The following is a 15,029-nucleotide window of genomic DNA, read 5'->3' on the forward strand; positions in this document are numbered from 1 at the left end:
TGCGCTTGACCTCGGTCAAGCCGTTGTCCTCGGCCTGACGTATGAAGGAGCGGCCGCCGGATTATTGTCCGCCTGACGAGGGAAACACCATGTTCAGCCGCATCAAGCCGCTCTCTTCGACCCGCCACCATGTAACCGTCGCGATGGCGGCAACCTTGGTGCTCACGCTTTCCGAACCGACGATGGTCTTCGCCCGCGAGCCGAGTTCAGTCGGCAAGCAGACGTTAGCGGCGAGCACACCCAGCAGCACAACAGATTTCAGCGCCCGTCGGCGTCATCGCCACTACTATCGGGGCAATCCTGCTGCCGGCCTCGCGATCATGGGGGCGATGATCGGCACCATCGGTGCGATCGCCGCCAGCCAGCACGACGATTATTATTATGGGCCGGGATATTATGCAGGACCCGGCTACTATTACGGGCCGCCGCCGGTCTACTACGCGCCCCGCCCTTATTATTATGGGCCGCGCGTCTATCATTACTATGGTTGGTAGGCTCGCCCTGTTGCTTCGCACCCGCGCGCGGACCGAAGTCCGCTGTGAGGCGAGCAGAGAAGAGCGGGAGGCTAGAATCCTCCCGCGCTGAAGCGGAGCGGCTGCACGACGTCATAGGCCGCTTTGCTCAGCGGCACGGCGTAGTCGACCGTCAGAGGGCCGAACGGCGAGGCCCAGGTCAGCCCGGCCCCGACTGAGGACCGGACGATGTTCTTGTTGGCGACCTGGACCGACTGAGTCGGGCCACGATATCCAAATACACTCCCGGCGTCGACGAAGGCCGACGCTTTGAGACCATACTCCTGAGGCAGGCCGGGGATGTTGCTCTGCAACTCCGCAGTCGTCGCCCAGTATAGGCTGCCGCCGACATTGTCCATCGTGGAGCCCGGCGTCAGGTCGCGAGGGCCGAATCCGTTCGGCGCAAATCCCCGCACGATGTTCGGGCCACCGAAAAAGCTGTTCAACAGCGGAGCCTGCTGGCCACCCCAGCCGGTGATGTAACCGCCCTGGGCTCGGACCATCCCGGTCAGATCATTCGATAGAGAATGATAGTAGCGGACATCCTCGGTCGTCCGCAGAAAGCGCACGTCGCCACCGAGACCGGCGAGGTCCTGGCTGAGTTGCGACCGTATGCCGCTGGTCGGGGTCGTGTTGTTATCCAGTGTGTTGAAGGTCGCGGTGTCGCCAATGGAAGAGACGAGCTGCCGCCCGGCCGCGGCGGCCTGCCGCACCGGCAGTGAGACCGTCGCGTTGGACGCGGTCGGCGACAGCGTGACGTTCTGATCGTACAATGAGTAGCGCCAGAGGATGTTGGTCTGCTCGGTGACCGGCGTGCCGAGCGTCAGGGTGCCGCCGTACGTGTTGCTGCCGTAGGACTGATAAGGGCTGAGGGTGGTCTGTCGATCGAACACCTCCGCGCCCGCCGTCGCGCGGCCCAGGCTGTAGGGGGCCGACACCGAGAGGTCGGCGCTCCGCGCATATTGGCCATAGGTCACCGCGGCCTGGACGGCGTTGCCGCTGCCGAGCACGTTGCGGTCGCCGACCTTCACCTCTGCGAGCAGCCCGTCGGTGGTCGAATAGCCGCCGGAGATGTTGAAGTCGCCGGTCGATTGATCGACGGTCTCGACATCGAGCACGACCCGATCAGGCGCCGAACCAGGCTTGGTCGTGATCTTGACCGTCTTGAAGTAGTTCAGGTTCTTCAGTCGCCGTTCCGCGCGATCAATCAGCGTCTTGTTGTAGGCGTCGCCTTCGCCGACATCGAACTCCCGGCGGATCACGTAGTCTCTGGTGCGGCTGTTGCCGTGGATCTCGATCCGCTCGACATAGGCGCGCTGGCCCTGCTCGATGACGAAGCTGACTTTGGCGCGCTGCGCCTGCACGTCGCGCGTGATGCGTGGCTCGGCCTGCGCGAACGGAAAGCCAAGTTTGGCCATTTCGGCGGTGAGCGCCTCAGTCGTCTTGTCGAGCTTGCTCGCATCGAACGTCGTGTCGTGGCGAGCGAGCAGCTGACTGCGCAGCCGATCGCAGTCGAGCCCGGGAACGTTGCAGGTGAGGTCGATATCACCGAATCGATAGGACGGGCCCTCGTCGATCACGAAAGTGACGTTGAAGCCCTTGCTCGCAGGATCGAACTCGGCGCCTGCCTTGGTCACGGCGGCGTCGGCATAGCCATGATTGCGGTAGTACTGCCGTAGCAGTTCGCGGTCCTCGTTGAGCCGATCGGCGTCGTAGACGTCGCCGCCGGTGAGGAAGCTCAGGAGGTTGGTCGGCGAGGTCTTGATGATGGCACGGAGCTGGCGCGCGCCGAAAGCCTTGTTGCCGACGAAATCGATCTTTTGCACCGTGGTCTTCTTGCCCTCGGTGATGGTGTAGACGAGATCAACCCGATCGTTGCCTCGGTCGATGATTTCCGGAACCACGCGGACGTCGTCGCGCCCGGCCCGATGGTAGGTTTCGAGGATCCGGGCGACGTCACCCTGCACCGTGGCCCGCTGCAGGCTGCCGCGCGGCTTGGACTGGACGACGGCGGTGAGATCCGTGTCCTTGACCTTCTTGTTGCCCTCGAAGGCAACGCGGTCGAGCACCTTGGCTTCCGTGAGATGGACGATGATCTGCTCGCCTGCGTGCTCGATGGTGACATTGTCGAACAGACCGCTCGCGATCAAAGCCTTCAGGCCGTCGTCGAGCGCGGCGGCATCATAGTGGCCGCTGCTATCAGGATGAAAATAGGTGCGCACCGTATCGGCTTCGATGCGGCGATTGCCTTCGACGCTGATCGTGCTCTGGGTCGCCATCGCTGCTGCCGACGCGATCAATGTGCCCAGCGCCGTGACCAGCAGCAGCGCAGCCAGCGCTCGCGGCTTCGGCCCATGTGTCGGCAAGTTCCTAAGCATCATCACGTGCAGCCTGTGCCAGCTTGAACGGATGGAAATGCAAGTCACCGCGCGGGGCGAAAGGATGTCCGACACGGGCAAGTTGCGCAATTGTGAACGGCATCACGATTTTGACGCAATGGAGAGGCCTGTCGTCGCAGAATCGTCGCAGTGCGGGATCAAACGCCTCGCTGCAACAACGCCCAAACGTTCGGGCCGCCGACACGACGGGCCCAAACGTCCTCGTCGGAGCAGCACATGCGCTACGTTGTTCTTGCGATCCTCGCCAGCCTCGTTATCCAGCCAGCCGGTGCTGCGGTCACGCCTGAGATCGATCCGCGCGCCTCGCTCGCCGTCGTGCAACAGTGGATCTACAACTATCGTACCAAACCGGACTACGCCCATGTGCCCGCTGCGGTGCGTGTGTTGTTCCATTCGCAGACCTTCAAGGAGCCGGAGAACGCCGGAATCTATCTTGGCTTCATCGCTGGCGCGATAGGCTCGAATCCCGCCAAGGCCGAGCAACTCGTCAACAGCTTCTTTCCGGTGCCGCCTGAAGATGAATGGGTCATCGTCCGCGCGATCGCCTATTCCGGCCTGCCTGACTGGCGCAATCTGATGCGCAAGATTGCGCCCCGACTGCCGGCACGGCGGGTGATGATCGAAGGCTATCTCAACGGAACGCAACCGACACTGCTCGAGATACCACTCGAAGAGACGAAGCCAGGCATGCTTGAGAAGCTGCGCGGTACGTTGACGCGCAATCCCTTTGCCAAAGAGGAGCGCAAGATCGATACCACGCTGAGCTTTGCCAGCAACCAGGACCTGCTCGACACTCTGTGGGGCTACTACTTCGCGACCGGATCGCACGTCCCGATTCAGCGCATCATGCAGTTGCTGCCGTGGTCCAAGAGCCGCGACACCGTCGACAAGCTGACCATCGGCAGCATGGCGCGCTATACGCTGGCAAGCTATGCGGTGCGCGACGGGGAGCTGCGCGACTATTTGCGCAGCGAACTCGCTCGTCAGTCGGATCCGATCAAGGCGCCCTTGACCGAGGTCGTGCAGGCGGCTGATACGGTCCAGCTCGGTGCGGTGCGTCGGGACGCGCTCGCTGCGGTCGAGGAGCTCAAGACCAAGGGCTCCGATGCGCGCCGCAATCTCGATTTCTGGGGCCAACTCGGCGTCGGCGCCGTTGCGCTTGGCTGCGTGTCGGCCGCGGCGCTCGGGCAGGTGGCCATCGGGATTCCCTGCGTGATCGGGGGCTCTGCCTCGCAGGGGCTGTTGTCGTTCTGGGAGAAGCAGCAGTGACCTCGACGCTGCACAAATCGACCGAACTTGCGCCATCCTCATGATAAGCTCAGGCCATGTCCGCCCTTGGTCGAAGAGCATTTGCGAGCTTGGCGATTGTGATCGTCGTGATGGCGATCTTGCTCTTCACCGCAGCCGGAACACTGCACTACTGGCAGGGATGGCTCTTTCTCCTGGTTTATTTCACGGCGTCGGTCGTGATCACGCTGGACCTGATGCGACGAGACCCGGCCCTCCTGGAGCGTCGTATGAGAGGTGGGCCTTTTGCCGAAAAGGAACCCGCACAGCGGTTGATCATGGCGTTCGTCTCGGTGGGCTTCATCGCTCTCGTCGTTGTTCCCGGGCTTGATCGTCGCTTCGCTCTGTCCCACATGCCGCCAGCGGTCGTCATCGCCGGCAATGTGCTTGTCCTGCTCGGCTTCGCCGGCGTGTTTCTGGTGTTCAGGGAAAGCAGCTTTGCCGCCGCGACGATCGAGGTCGCGAGTGATCAGAGAGTTGTTTCCAGCGGGCCGTACGCTCTGGTGCGCCATCCGATGTATGCGGCGGCACTCGTGATGCTCATCGGGATGCCCGTCGCGCTCGGATCCTGGTGGGGACTGCTCCTCATTGTCGCGATCTTGCCGCTCCTGATTTGGCGGCTGCTTGACGAGGAACGACTGCTGGAAATGAATCTACCCGGCTATCGGGCCTATCAGGGCAGAGTGAGGTACCGCCTGGTGCGCTGGATCTGGTAGGTCGAGCAGAGAGGTCCCGAACTGCCCGGCCAAACTACACTTTGCAGACGGACTGACCCGGAACTCGCAACCTATCCAAATGCAATAGTGTGGGGAAGCTCGCGTGGCCGGCAGGGCCCTATGTCGCACCGCGCAGGCTCCACTGAAGAGATCTTGCGCGGCGGCATGATGGCGGCCGTCCGTGCCATGACAGTGCTGCGCTATCGCGACGCTTGGCTGTCGCTGATGCTGACGCTCGCTACCATCGGGTAAACCGGTTCGCAGTGGATCTCGGTGCCGGACTCGTCGACCACAATGACCGACAGCCTGCGATCGGTGATTCGAGGATCGTGACGCAATCTGCGCGCTAGATCCCGGCTATGCTCGATCGCTCCGGCATGGGTCGCGAATTCGAGGCCCCCTCTATCCCTGGTTGGAATGGTGTCCTTCATATCAAAATAGTATGTCCGCATGGCAATTCCTGCAGTCGCATATTTCGGACAATCAGGCTGCGGCGCCATCGTGCCAGCAACCCATTGTCACCCTGCAGAAATGATTAAGGCTCCCGGAAATACCGGACAAGCTCGGCGGTACCAAATTCCGGTCGATAGCCGTAACAATCGACCATTTTTGCTGGCTTTGGAGGCCAGAAGCTGCCAGACAACTCAAAAGCTGCCATAAGAGCCGACCGCCGGTCAGTTCGGCTTGCTGCTGGAGTTGTTCCCTGGCATACTTTCAACCTCATCGGGTTCCGCGCGGTCGATTTCCAAACGTGCCATGCGAAGGATCAAGGTCGCCGTTGTCAGGCCGAGACTTTCAGCTTCGATTGCTGCAGTATCGACTTTGCGCGCTAGGCCTTCACGTTTGCTAAGAACTGCCATTACCGTTCCCTGTCAAAGGTGCGAGATGAAAAATCCCACAATCATCGCGGAGCTGCACAAAAAGCTCGGAGCTCCATCGAGCGAAGCGGTGGAAAGCCTTCGGCTGTTGAAAGCGTTCCTGAAGCTGGCGCCCAGCCAGCGGTTCGAGGTCATCGAAATGGTCGAACGTCTCTCGACGGATCCGTCGCCCGAGTCCGACCGTCACCTGTCCTGACGGTGATCAGTTTCCGGCAGCGAGACTTGCCGGCGGACGTGTCGCGATCGCGTAGATCGCATCCTCCAAAGCCTCTGATTCATGAAGCGTCCCGGCTGGTAGCAATATCTTGTCGCCGGGATTGCACACGCGCTCTCCTCCCTCCCATTTGAAATTCAGCCTGCCGCTGATCACGATGAGAATCTCGTCGACCGGGTGGGTGTGAAACGCATGGACCTTGCCTGCGGCGTCGTGCTGCAGCTCGATGCAGCCCTGTTCCGGAAGCAGCGCCAGGATGTCCGGGTCGATCGAGAAATTCGTCTTCGTTCCTGCGATGATCTGCGTCATGCTGCTTGCTCCGTATCGTCGATGGTCGAAGTCTTGGTCTGGGCAAGTTTGTGAAACGGACAGGCGGGCGGCGCCTGATTGTCGTCGTAGAGGAAGTACTGCTTGTATTCCCGCCCCTCCGGATGGCCGTAACGACCGAGCAGAGGGGACGGGCTCGTCGTATCGAACGGCACCAGCCGTTTGCGGACTTCGCCAAAAGCCGCGCCGGCGGCTTTCTCAGTTCCGAGAATCTTGTCGAACACCCAGCGCGGCTGGAATGTCATCATGAACGCGCTGGAGCGCCGGCTCTGTCGCATCACATGAGCCGGCGTGCTGCACACGACGAAGATCGGCTCGCCGGCGAATGAGAACTCCCACATCGGATGGTCGACCATGTCCGGGATCTCCGCTGGCCATGGGCTCTTGTCGATGCGAGCGAGCTGATCCAGCGTGAGCCAGAACTTCCGATAATAGGCGTCCATGGTTTGAACAGGCCGCGGCCGGGTGAACAGCACGAGCGACGTGTTCGGTCCGTGCGAGCGGCATTCGGAGACGAACAGCGCGAGCTGTTCGCCCAGGATGTCGACCTCGAACGGATCGAGAAACAGGTAGCGGAGCTGATCCTGGCGATACCCGGCGACGCCGAACACGCAGGGAAAAGGGCGCGCTTCGCTGCTCATTTGCGCTTCAAACTCAGAAAACAACACGCTCTGCCAGCTGCTAACCTGGTAGTTGGAGCGGACCTCGCCTTTACTCAAGTACAAGCGCGACATTCGGACCCTCTCTTTTCTAACTACGCACGAAGTATCAGTTTGCGTCGGATCAGCAGCGGTCCCACGATGCCGGGCAGTGACATCAAGAGCAGGATTCCGATGAGCGCGATGTAGCCGGCGTCATTTGCCGCCGGACGAGTCGTATGGATCGATGTCGCACCGAGGCCGCTCGCGGTGACCATCGCCAGCGCGATCACCGGCTGGGCGAGACCGGCGAAGATGCCCGCGGACGTCGTATTGACGGATGCGCCGACCCCGATCAGCTCCGCCGTATAGAGATGCTTCGTGCATTTCAGGACCAGCGGAACGGTGCCACCGGCAACCAGACCGAGGACCGCAAACACGGTTCCGACGTAGACGAGGCCGAATGTGTGGGCGAGCGCGGGCAGAAGCATCGCGATCAGCAGCATCCGCAATACGCAAATCCAGATCAGCGAACCGTCCAGCGACGTGGTCCTGTCCGCGGCATGACCGAGAAAGATCGAGCCGAGCGCATTCCCGACCATGAAGGCAAGCAGCGGTGCCCCTGCCGCCGAAGGAGAAATGTTGAAGTAGTGCGCGACCATGGGGATGCCCCAAACGCCGGACAGGGTGGTGACCACGGCGAAATGCGACGCGAAGGTCATCGCGCAACCCCAATTGGCGCTTGCGCCGAGCGCGCGCCAACTCGCGAGCAATACGCTTTTGAACGTCTTGTTGGTGTGCGTCGCAGCGGCCGGTTTCAGCGCCACCGACGCGCAGGCCAGGTTGGCGGCGCCAATGCAGGCGATGACGATGAAACAGGCGCGCCACCCGAAACCGCTGACCGCGGAAGCGAGCGGTGCCGTTGCGATGGCGCCACCGACGTAGCCGGACACCTGAGAAATGCCGGACATCACCCCGAAGCGCTCGTCGGCGAAGCTCTGCGCCACCAATTTGAGCAGCGCCGTGAAGACCAGCGCATCGCCGCAGGCCACGATCGATCGCGCCATGAAGACGTCAAGGAGGGTTGGCGAAAGGGCGAAAGCCGCGCTGCCGAGCGCGGAAGCCGCCATGCTGCAGAGCACAACCCGCTTGACGCCGTAACGGTCGACCAGGAGGCCTGCCGGAATTTGCATCAAGGTGTAGCCCCAGAAGTAACTGGAGGCGAGCAGCGCAACGCCGGAGGCGTCGGTGCCGAAGTCGTGCATGAAGCTCAGGCCGACCGTCTGCGGTGACACCCGCTGAAGGAACGCGATCGCATAGGCAACCGCGACGGTCGCCCAGGCAAAGTAGGCGCGGTCGACGATCCGGAGGGAAGGCGCGAGAACTGCTTGCTGTCCTGACAGTGCCATCACACCCTCGCGTAACCGACGGAAAACAGCGCATCTGCGGAGTTTGGAATCATGCGCGTCATCGCCGCATCGATCAGCGATGCCGTGCCGTGATAGTCCTGGCGATGATGCTTGATGTGGCCGTAGGCGCCGCGCATGATCATGCCGGGGACCTCGAGCGGCTTACCCGGGTAGAGCGCGGCGCACATTTCGATGCAGGCGGCCTGCAACTCCGGGTCTGGGGCATCGCCGAGCAGCGAGGGGGCGACCTTTTCGCAGATCTTGGCGTTGGCTGCCCAGACGATCGGATTGCGCGTGCGCCATCCATAGAGGATTCCAGCCTCGCCGCTCGCGGCGGCGTCCGCGCTCCTCAGGATCTGCGACGTGAAGAAACCATACAGGCCGCGCCCCTGGTGCTGTGGAAGCACTTCCGTGCCACTGCGGTAGATGGCCAAACGGTTCGCGATGCACATCGTGCGATAGACCGAAAATGCCACCAGCCCCGGCTGACCGTAGACCAGAATGAGACCGAATTTGCCGTCGAACGGTGAGGATGCTGCGGTCCAATGCGGCTCGGTTGCCTTCCAGTTAACGGCAATGATCGCATTCATCGCATCCATTAGCGGCTGCTGATCAGCGAGATCGACCTCGGAGGCATTCGCAAAGCTGTAGACCGCGTAATCGTCCCACGGGGAGGCGATCGTCTGGTATCGGCCGTCCAGTTTGCGTGACATGGCTGAAACTCCAGCTCTCTCACGTCGAGCTATACAGGCCGCGGTCTGATGGCTTAAAGGACAATATGCCCTCGAATTCTGCCAAATCCCGGCGGTCGTCGCCGCGTCAGAAGCTCCCGATGAGGCGCGTGGCGGTTGTCGCTTTCCCCGGCGTCACGCTGCTCGACATATCGGGCCCGGCACAGGTCTTTGCCGAGCTCAGCGAGATCGAACTGCCGAGTCCGAATTACACGCTGACATACGTCTCAAAATCGGGAGGGCTGGTGCCGACCGATGTCGGCTTGATGATCGACACGATGCCGATCGCGAGCGTGAAGCCGCACCAGGTCGATACATTGCTGATCCCGGGCGGGCCGGGGATCTGGAAGTTGCGGCAGGACGAGGTCGTCATGCCCTGGATCGCGCGCACGTTGCCGAGGGCGCGCCGGATCGCATCGGTCTGCCTGGGTGCCTTCGCCCTGGCCTGGGCCGGCGCCTTGGACGGCAAGCGGGCCGCGACCCATTGGCGCTATTGTCCTCGCCTTCAGGACAGCTTCCCTGAGGTCAAGGTCGAACCCGACGCGATTTTCGTCCAGGACGGTCGGGTGTGGTCATCGGCCGGGGTCAGTGCCGGGATCGACCTGGCCTTGGCGATGATCGAGGAGGATTTTGGCCACACGATCGCGCTGGATATCGCGCGGCGGCTGGTCGTGTTCCTGAAGCGCCCGGGAGGACAGAGCCAGTTCTCGACGGTGTTGGCGGCGCAAGCCTCCGACGTGGAGGGCCGCTTCAGCGCGCTCCATGCCTGGATCATCGAAAATATCGCCAGCGATCTGCGCGTGGAAACCCTCGCCGCAAAAGCGGGGATGACGCCGCGAACCTTCGCTCGGACCTATGTCAGCCGTACCGGGATGACGCCCGCCAGCGGAGTGGAGGCGCTCAGGGTCGAAACGGCGCGGCTGCTGCTCGAGAGCCGCCAGGTCGGCAACGTGGTCGAGGTGGCCAAGCGGGCGGGCTTCGGTGATGACGAGCGCATGCGCAGGGCCTTTCTGCGCCATCTCGGCGTTTCGCCGTCGGAGTACCGCAGGCGTTTTTCCGGCTGACGGAGTGCACCGCGGCATGATGCGATTTTCGGAACGGAGCCCTGGATCCGGGGTAGATATGCTGATTGGATCTCCTTGGAGGAGGAAGACGACCATGAACCAACCGAAACTGGAAGTGCCTACGGAACTACGCGACCTCGCGGAGAAGACGATCGAGCAGGCTGAGAAGGCCTTCCAAATGTTCTTTGACGCAGCCGGCAAATCGATCGCGACGGTGCCGGGCCCGGCTGCAGACATGTCTCGGCAAGCCCTCTCGCTCACCGAGCAGAATATGAGAGCTGCCTTCGAGCACGCGCGCAAACTGGTGCACGCGACCGAACTGGAAGAGGCGATGCGGATCCAGTCGGAATTTCTCCGCAGCCAGTTCACCAACGCCGGCGAGCACATGCGGACGATCACGGCCGGCATGATGTCTGCCGCAACCAAGGCGACCGAAAAGCAACCCTGAGGCTCGGTGTCAAAGAACGCGGGCGCGCACGCGGCGAAACAGCACGGAAGCGGCCGGCGCGGCGCGCGCGGCCGCCAGCGCTTATTTGCGAAGCGTGCCGATATAGGCCGCGATGTCGGCCGCTTCGAGCCGGCTCAACGGAAAGTTCGGCATCTTGGGGTGCGGGTCGAGCAGGAAGAACGCGACCTTCTCGGCTGTAAAGTCCGGCCGCTGTGCGATCTGAGCAAATGTCGGCACGTCGGCGCTCGCCTGTTTCTGAGTTCCTTCGACCAGGTGGCAGGAAGCGCACCAACGCCTGGCCAAATCGGCCCCGTGGTCGGCGTCGGCGGCATAGCCCGGAAGCGGCCCGAGTGCCACGGCAGTCAGGGCGACGATCGGGATCGTTCTCAGGAAGGCTGGCATCTGCATAATCCTATCGGTTGTGTGTGCTTGAAGCCCGCGGGGGCGCGCATGGCGTAAGGGCAGCTCGCGACCAGGGGGATGTTCGACAAGCGCGCCGGAGGCGACATAGTTAGGGCAGGTGTTGCGTTAGGGCAGGTGTTGCGAATGTCCGGCCGGAGCGGGGCGGAGATACTGATACGAGCTACGCATCAGCTACAGCAGGACCGTGGAAAATGCGACAGATCAATCCGCGCTATGGCCGATCGCAACAGCGACCAAAGGCGTCGGAGCAACGGTTGCCCGTTCGGCGCCGAATTCAGCTGGCCGGCCGCGTGTGACATCAACGGTTCTCCGCTGCTTCAAGGGCACCTTGCCAATTCCGCGGGCGCAACGTTCGCGCCCGGGGTAGGCACATGATCTTCAATTGAAATCATGACAGGTTGCGGAGGGCGGACCTTGATCTGTCTCAACGAGAACAGCCGGCCTGCGTGCTGGCTTTGTGAGATACGTTGCGTCCGGACGCCGAGAATAGGCTCCGGTCAGGGCGAAGGCTGGGATAAACTGTCGGAGCGATCGTGGTTCGAGCTTACCCGTCCAGCGCGCAGCGCGGCGTCGATCTTGGACTGCACCCGGCGTGCGGCGAGCGCTGCGAGCCTCGTCTGCGTTCGACCGGTTTTGACCTGGCCGTCGAGCTCGTAGCGCCATTCCCAAATGTCTGGTTCCGACGTCGCAACGACCGTGTATTCGACCCCGCGATGGACCACGACAAACTCCTTTCGATCGTCTGGATCAAATCAGCTGCTTGGAGGCACGCAATCAATCCGGGCAAATACGGAGCGGGAACAAGCGCCGGATGTGGCGCCCCTGCGGTGACGTGCTCTGTTTGTTCCCGGTGCGGCATGGCTATTCCGGCACGAGAGCTGGTGCAAAATGGTCGGACGCTTTTGAAGGCAGCGCGTGCAGACGCTCGGAGATCCTGCAGAATGCCAGTGCAGCGGACTTGAGGTGTGGGGAGTGCGATGGTGGCCGGTCTTCATGTCGGGACTCATGCGCCTGCCATCAGTGCCAGCAAAGACCGCCGTGATCTGCGGCTCGATGCCTGCCGCGGACTGGCACTGTGGTTCATTTTCATCGACCATGTCCCGGATAATTCCCTGTCCTGGCTGACCCTGCGCAACTACGGCTTCAGCGATACGTCCGAGGTCTTCGTTTTCGTTTCGGGTTACACCTGTATGCTCGCCTACGGCGGCGCTCTGCGGGAGCATGGATGGGCCACCACCGTGATCCGTGCGCTGCGCCGGGCCTGGGAGATCTACGCGGCCTTTCTGGTGCTGCTGATCGCCTATTTCGCGCTGGTCTGGGTGGTCGGGGGAGGGACGCGCTATCTCGACGAGACCAATACCGGCTTTTTCTTCCGCGAGCCTGGTCCGACGATCATCCATATCGCCACGCTGCAGTTTGCACCCGTCAATACCGACATTCTCTTGACCTTCGCGCTGCTGCACATGAGCTTTCCCTTTTTGCTCTGGTTGATGACGAAGAGCGCGACGATAACGCTGCTATTGTCGTTCCTCGTCTACATGATGGTGCAGCTGTTCGATTGGCACGTGCCGGCGTGGCCGAGCGGAGAACTCTATTTCAATCCGTTCGCCTGGCAATTTCTATTCGTGATCGGCGGCTGGTTTGCCTTTGAAGGCGTCCCGCGACTGCGTCCGATGCTGCAGTCGCGGCTATTGCTGTCGCTCGCGTTCGCCTGCCTCCTGTTCAGTCTCATCGTCGCGCTGAGCTGGCAATTCGAAAGCCTGGAAGGCCTTGTCCCCTCAGCTATCACGAATCTGATCTACCCGATCTACAAGAGCCATCTGGCGCCGGTCCGGCTGTTGCACTTCCTGTCGCTGGTTCTTGTCGTTTCGAGGCTGGCGCCGCCGGTATGGCATGGCGCGATCACACCCTTGACGACAGCGATGATCCGCTGCGGGGAGAACTCGCTGTCGATGTATTGCTTCGGCGTGCTCTTGGCGTTTCTTGCGCAGGTGGCGTTGGCCGAAGTCTCCGGCAGCTTCGCGATGCAGGTCGCGGTCAGCTTCGGCGGTATTGCGCTGATGATCCTTGCGGCGACGCTGCTGACGCGGGAATCGCAACTCGACCGCCGCGGACCGAAACTTTTCTGATGAGGCCAGACGGCGTCAGCGCCGTCGCGCCACGGCAATGCCGAACAGGAAGGCGACGAACAGGCTTGCCAATGGGGCTTCGCGCGTAATGGCGCTGACCGTCGAGAGCGCAGTCCCCGGCCGCCGCGCCTCTGCCACGGTCTGGCTGAGGCGGTCGACGGCTGCCCGCAAAGTTCCGACCATTTCGCCGAGTGAGCGGGACATGTCGGTCGCGGTGTCGAGCGCGCGCTCGGCTACGCCCGGCTGCGGATTGGGTTCGAATGGTTCGGTGCTCACGTGATATGCTTTCTTTGCCTCTTGAGCTTATGCCCGCGCCATCGGTCAGCGAGCCGCTCAGCTCGATGGCGGCGACGGGAAAATGCCTGCGCTCGATTTTGGTTCCACCAAAGCTGCAGGCCAGAATAAATCCGTGATTATCGGGCTGGTAGAGCGAACGAATCTCGATAAGCCTCGATATGCTCATTGCACCGGACGGAGGGTCGCGCGGTGGTCAATGCAAACAACACGGGCTCGCCCCATCGCATCGCCGTGCTTGGCGCGCCGATCGATCTCGGCGCGTCGGTTCGCGGCACCCTGATGGGGCCGGCCGCGCTGCGCACCGCCGGCCTGGTCACCCTGCTCGAAAGCCTCGGCCTCCAGGTCACCGACTATGGCGATCTGGGCATCGCCGATATCGCTGATGCCAGCGACACACCCCCGCCAAACGCCAAGTACTATCGCGAGATCCAGCGCTGGTCACGGGTCTTGGCGCACCGCGGCTATGAGCTTGCGCAAACCGGCGCGATTCCGGTGTTTCTGGGCGGCGACCATTCATTGTCGATGGGATCTGTAACCGGCGTCGCGCGCCATTGGCAGGACGTCAGGCGCGAGCTGTTCGTCTTATGGCTGGATGCCCATGCCGACTACAACACGCCGGCGACGACAATCACGGCCAACATGCACGGCATGTCGGCCGCTTTTCTGTGTGGCGAGCCGGGACTCGACGGCCTGCTCGGCGACGACCCGCGTGCATGTCTTACGCCCGAGCAATTGGAGCTGTTCGGCACGCGTTCCATTGACCGGTTGGAAAAGGAGTTGCTGCGTGCTCGGAGTGTCAGGATCGCCGACATGCGGGCGATCGACGAATTTGGAGTCGGCGTGCTCATGAGGCGCGTCATCGAGCGAGTTCGCGCGCGGAATGGAGTTTTGCACGTCAGTTTCGACGTCGATTTTCTCGATCCCGAGGTCGCGCCCGGCGTGGGGACCACGGTGCCAGGCGGAGCCACGTATCGCGAGGCGCATCTGGTGATGGAGATGCTTCACGACTCGGGCCTGGTAAGATCAGTCGATATCGTCGAGCTCAACCCGTTTCTCGACGAGCGCGGCAAGACCGCGCGGGTCGCGGTCGAGCTGATCGGGAGCTTGTTCGGCCAGCAGATCACCGACAGGCCGACGCCGAGCAACGCGATCGTCCCGGAGCACTAGGCGGGCATCTCGGCTAAAGGGGCCGCCGCACCGGTCGGCGGCCCAGCATCGCCGGTTCAGCGCTCCCACCACCACCAGTCTGCGTGCGCCCGGCGCCAATCGGCATGACGCTGCTCGTTGCGTCCGATCAGAATCCCGAAGCGGATGCAGGCGCGGCGATCGCCCTTCTGACAAAGCTGGTGATAGCCGATCATCTCCGCTTCCATGGCATCTTGAGCGCGTGCCGGCTGCAGGCTGGCCAGGGTCGATAGGCCGACCGTCAGCGCGCACGCAATTATCGAAAGCCTTGGCAACATGGTCTTTACCCTCTCTAGCAGACAGTCCCCCGCGATCGCTTAGATGGACGATGCTGAACATCAACTGAACTGCAAGAGCTGAACTTGCAAGGCG

The 15,029-nt window shown here is 62.3% G+C and carries 20 protein-coding genes; 9 read left to right on the forward strand and 11 right to left on the reverse strand.

From position 1 onward, the window contains the following. Positions 1 to 89 precede the first annotated feature (89 nt). Positions 90 to 494, forward strand: a complete 405-nt coding sequence (locus ACQR1W_RS37965) for a hypothetical protein (protein WP_008973847.1) — start codon at positions 90 to 92, stop codon at positions 492 to 494. A gap of 71 nt (positions 495 to 565) precedes the next feature. Here the strand turns inward: ACQR1W_RS37965 and bamA are convergent, their stop codons facing one another. After that, the gene (gene bamA, locus ACQR1W_RS37970) at positions 566 to 2,791 is read right to left on the reverse strand and encodes an outer membrane protein assembly factor BamA (protein WP_434855593.1); all 2,226 of its coding nucleotides are present in this window, start codon (positions 2,789 to 2,791) and stop codon (positions 566 to 568) included. A 336-nt stretch (positions 2,792 to 3,127) separates the two neighbouring features. Here bamA and ACQR1W_RS37975 point away from each other — a divergent pair, with 336 nt between their 5' ends. The 3 genes from ACQR1W_RS37975 (at position 3,128) to ACQR1W_RS37985 (ending at position 5,166) form a co-directional block, all read left to right on the forward strand. Beyond that, positions 3,128 to 4,180: a hypothetical protein gene (locus ACQR1W_RS37975; RefSeq protein WP_434855550.1), complete on the forward strand. Its 1,053-nt coding sequence runs from the start codon at positions 3,128 to 3,130 to the stop codon at positions 4,178 to 4,180. A 56-nt stretch (positions 4,181 to 4,236) separates the two neighbouring features. Then, on the forward strand, positions 4,237 to 4,914 hold the full coding sequence (locus ACQR1W_RS37980) for a methyltransferase family protein (RefSeq protein ID WP_008973844.1): 678 nt from the start codon (positions 4,237 to 4,239) through the stop codon (positions 4,912 to 4,914). 120 nt (positions 4,915 to 5,034) lie between these two features. After that, positions 5,035 to 5,166: a hypothetical protein gene (locus tag ACQR1W_RS37985; RefSeq protein ID WP_434855597.1), complete on the forward strand. Its 132-nt coding sequence runs from the start codon at positions 5,035 to 5,037 to the stop codon at positions 5,164 to 5,166. Here the strand turns inward: ACQR1W_RS37985 and ACQR1W_RS37990 are convergent. Beyond that, the gene (locus ACQR1W_RS37990) at positions 5,115 to 5,414 is read right to left on the reverse strand and encodes a DUF6894 family protein (RefSeq protein ID WP_434855551.1); all 300 of its coding nucleotides are present in this window, start codon (positions 5,412 to 5,414) and stop codon (positions 5,115 to 5,117) included. The genes ACQR1W_RS37985 and ACQR1W_RS37990 overlap by 52 nt on opposite strands. A gap of 174 nt (positions 5,415 to 5,588) precedes the next feature. Further along, positions 5,589 to 5,774, reverse strand: coding sequence for a hypothetical protein (locus tag ACQR1W_RS37995; protein ID WP_008973842.1), 186 nt, complete (start codon positions 5,772 to 5,774; stop codon positions 5,589 to 5,591). Between the two features lie 25 nt (positions 5,775 to 5,799). Here ACQR1W_RS37995 and ACQR1W_RS38000 point away from each other — a divergent pair, with 25 nt between their 5' ends. Continuing rightward, entirely contained in the window at positions 5,800 to 5,988 is a 189-nt protein-coding gene (locus tag ACQR1W_RS38000) for a hypothetical protein (RefSeq protein ID WP_008973841.1), read from the forward strand. Between the two features lie 6 nt (positions 5,989 to 5,994). Here ACQR1W_RS38000 and ACQR1W_RS38005 read toward each other — a convergent pair whose 3' ends face one another. The 4 genes from ACQR1W_RS38005 to ACQR1W_RS38020 form a co-directional block, all read right to left on the reverse strand. Beyond that, positions 5,995 to 6,315, reverse strand: coding sequence for a cupin domain-containing protein (locus ACQR1W_RS38005; protein WP_434855552.1), 321 nt, complete (start codon positions 6,313 to 6,315; stop codon positions 5,995 to 5,997). Then, complete coding sequence (locus tag ACQR1W_RS38010; RefSeq protein WP_434855553.1) at positions 6,312 to 6,974, reverse strand: YqcI/YcgG family protein; 663 nt, start codon at positions 6,972 to 6,974, stop codon at positions 6,312 to 6,314. Before ACQR1W_RS38010 ends, ACQR1W_RS38005 begins: the two co-directional genes overlap by 4 nt. 113 nt (positions 6,975 to 7,087) lie before the next feature. Continuing rightward, entirely contained in the window at positions 7,088 to 8,380 is a 1,293-nt protein-coding gene (locus ACQR1W_RS38015) for an MFS transporter (RefSeq protein WP_434855554.1), read from the reverse strand. Next, on the reverse strand, positions 8,380 to 9,093 hold the full coding sequence (locus ACQR1W_RS38020; protein ID WP_008973837.1) for a hypothetical protein: 714 nt from the start codon (positions 9,091 to 9,093) through the stop codon (positions 8,380 to 8,382). The genes ACQR1W_RS38015 and ACQR1W_RS38020 overlap by 1 nt, the downstream gene beginning before the upstream one ends. Positions 9,094 to 9,158: 65 nt before the next feature. Between ACQR1W_RS38020 and ACQR1W_RS38025 the strand changes: the two genes are divergently transcribed. Continuing rightward, the gene (locus ACQR1W_RS38025; protein WP_035983780.1) at positions 9,159 to 10,175 is read left to right on the forward strand and encodes a GlxA family transcriptional regulator; all 1,017 of its coding nucleotides are present in this window, start codon (positions 9,159 to 9,161) and stop codon (positions 10,173 to 10,175) included. Positions 10,176 to 10,269: 94 nt separating this feature from the next. Next, positions 10,270 to 10,623: a phasin gene (locus ACQR1W_RS38030; protein ID WP_434855555.1), complete on the forward strand. Its 354-nt coding sequence runs from the start codon at positions 10,270 to 10,272 to the stop codon at positions 10,621 to 10,623. An 81-nt stretch (positions 10,624 to 10,704) separates the two neighbouring features. On the opposite strand, the gene ACQR1W_RS38035 is transcribed toward ACQR1W_RS38030, so the two are convergent. Then, positions 10,705 to 11,025 carry a c-type cytochrome gene (locus ACQR1W_RS38035; RefSeq protein WP_008973834.1) on the reverse strand — a complete coding sequence of 107 codons (321 nt, stop codon included), beginning with the start codon at positions 11,023 to 11,025 and terminating at the stop codon, positions 10,705 to 10,707. A gap of 518 nt (positions 11,026 to 11,543) precedes the next feature. Further along, positions 11,544 to 11,768: a hypothetical protein gene (locus ACQR1W_RS38040; protein ID WP_008973833.1), complete on the reverse strand. Its 225-nt coding sequence runs from the start codon at positions 11,766 to 11,768 to the stop codon at positions 11,544 to 11,546. Between the two features lie 255 nt (positions 11,769 to 12,023). Between ACQR1W_RS38040 and ACQR1W_RS38045 the strand changes: the two genes are divergently transcribed. Beyond that, positions 12,024 to 13,175 (forward strand): OpgC domain-containing protein, encoded by a 1,152-nt coding sequence (locus tag ACQR1W_RS38045; RefSeq protein ID WP_434855556.1) that lies wholly within the window; start codon positions 12,024 to 12,026, stop codon positions 13,173 to 13,175. A gap of 15 nt (positions 13,176 to 13,190) precedes the next feature. On the opposite strand, the gene ACQR1W_RS38050 is transcribed toward ACQR1W_RS38045, so the two are convergent. Continuing rightward, positions 13,191 to 13,451 carry a hypothetical protein gene (locus ACQR1W_RS38050; RefSeq protein ID WP_008973831.1) on the reverse strand — a complete coding sequence of 87 codons (261 nt, stop codon included), beginning with the start codon at positions 13,449 to 13,451 and terminating at the stop codon, positions 13,191 to 13,193. A 210-nt stretch (positions 13,452 to 13,661) separates the two neighbouring features. Between ACQR1W_RS38050 and rocF the strand changes: the two genes are divergently transcribed. Beyond that, positions 13,662 to 14,639 (forward strand): arginase, encoded by a 978-nt coding sequence (rocF, locus tag ACQR1W_RS38055; RefSeq protein WP_434855557.1) that lies wholly within the window; start codon positions 13,662 to 13,664, stop codon positions 14,637 to 14,639. 56 nt (positions 14,640 to 14,695) lie between these two features. Here the strand turns inward: rocF and ACQR1W_RS38060 are convergent, their stop codons facing one another. Further along, positions 14,696 to 14,935 carry a hypothetical protein gene (locus tag ACQR1W_RS38060; protein ID WP_434855558.1) on the reverse strand — a complete coding sequence of 80 codons (240 nt, stop codon included), beginning with the start codon at positions 14,933 to 14,935 and terminating at the stop codon, positions 14,696 to 14,698. Positions 14,936 to 15,029 lie beyond the last annotated feature (94 nt).

Origin of the sequence: Bradyrhizobium sp. HKCCYLS1011, from assembly GCF_051167795.1 — a bacterium.
Classification (GTDB): Bacteria; Pseudomonadota; Alphaproteobacteria; order Rhizobiales; family Xanthobacteraceae; genus Bradyrhizobium.

What these genes read in the sequence shown, in the direction of transcription:
- ACQR1W_RS37965 (WP_008973847.1), top strand. Translation starts at nt 90, where the DNA reads ATGTTCAGCCGCATCAAGCCGCTCTCTTCGACCCGCCACCATGTAACC.
- bamA (WP_434855593.1), bottom strand. Translation starts at nt 2,791, where the DNA reads ATGGCGACCCAGAGCACGATCAGCGTCGAAGGCAATCGCCGCATCGAA.
- ACQR1W_RS37975 (WP_434855550.1), top strand. Translation starts at nt 3,128, where the DNA reads ATGCGCTACGTTGTTCTTGCGATCCTCGCCAGCCTCGTTATCCAGCCA.
- ACQR1W_RS37980 (WP_008973844.1), top strand. Translation starts at nt 4,237, where the DNA reads ATGTCCGCCCTTGGTCGAAGAGCATTTGCGAGCTTGGCGATTGTGATC.
- ACQR1W_RS37985 (WP_434855597.1), top strand. Translation starts at nt 5,035, where the DNA reads ATGTCGCACCGCGCAGGCTCCACTGAAGAGATCTTGCGCGGCGGCATG.
- ACQR1W_RS37990 (WP_434855551.1), bottom strand. Translation starts at nt 5,414, where the DNA reads ATGGCGCCGCAGCCTGATTGTCCGAAATATGCGACTGCAGGAATTGCC.
- ACQR1W_RS37995 (WP_008973842.1), bottom strand. Translation starts at nt 5,774, where the DNA reads ATGGCAGTTCTTAGCAAACGTGAAGGCCTAGCGCGCAAAGTCGATACT.
- ACQR1W_RS38000 (WP_008973841.1), top strand. Translation starts at nt 5,800, where the DNA reads ATGAAAAATCCCACAATCATCGCGGAGCTGCACAAAAAGCTCGGAGCT.
- ACQR1W_RS38005 (WP_434855552.1), bottom strand. Translation starts at nt 6,315, where the DNA reads ATGACGCAGATCATCGCAGGAACGAAGACGAATTTCTCGATCGACCCG.
- ACQR1W_RS38010 (WP_434855553.1), bottom strand. Translation starts at nt 6,974, where the DNA reads ATGAGCAGCGAAGCGCGCCCTTTTCCCTGCGTGTTCGGCGTCGCCGGG.
- ACQR1W_RS38015 (WP_434855554.1), bottom strand. Translation starts at nt 8,380, where the DNA reads ATGGCACTGTCAGGACAGCAAGCAGTTCTCGCGCCTTCCCTCCGGATC.
- ACQR1W_RS38020 (WP_008973837.1), bottom strand. Translation starts at nt 9,093, where the DNA reads ATGTCACGCAAACTGGACGGCCGATACCAGACGATCGCCTCCCCGTGG.
- ACQR1W_RS38025 (WP_035983780.1), top strand. Translation starts at nt 9,159, where the DNA reads ATGCCCTCGAATTCTGCCAAATCCCGGCGGTCGTCGCCGCGTCAGAAG.
- ACQR1W_RS38030 (WP_434855555.1), top strand. Translation starts at nt 10,270, where the DNA reads ATGAACCAACCGAAACTGGAAGTGCCTACGGAACTACGCGACCTCGCG.
- ACQR1W_RS38035 (WP_008973834.1), bottom strand. Translation starts at nt 11,025, where the DNA reads ATGCCAGCCTTCCTGAGAACGATCCCGATCGTCGCCCTGACTGCCGTG.
- ACQR1W_RS38045 (WP_434855556.1), top strand. Translation starts at nt 12,024, where the DNA reads ATGGTGGCCGGTCTTCATGTCGGGACTCATGCGCCTGCCATCAGTGCC.
- ACQR1W_RS38060 (WP_434855558.1), bottom strand. Translation starts at nt 14,935, where the DNA reads ATGTTGCCAAGGCTTTCGATAATTGCGTGCGCGCTGACGGTCGGCCTA.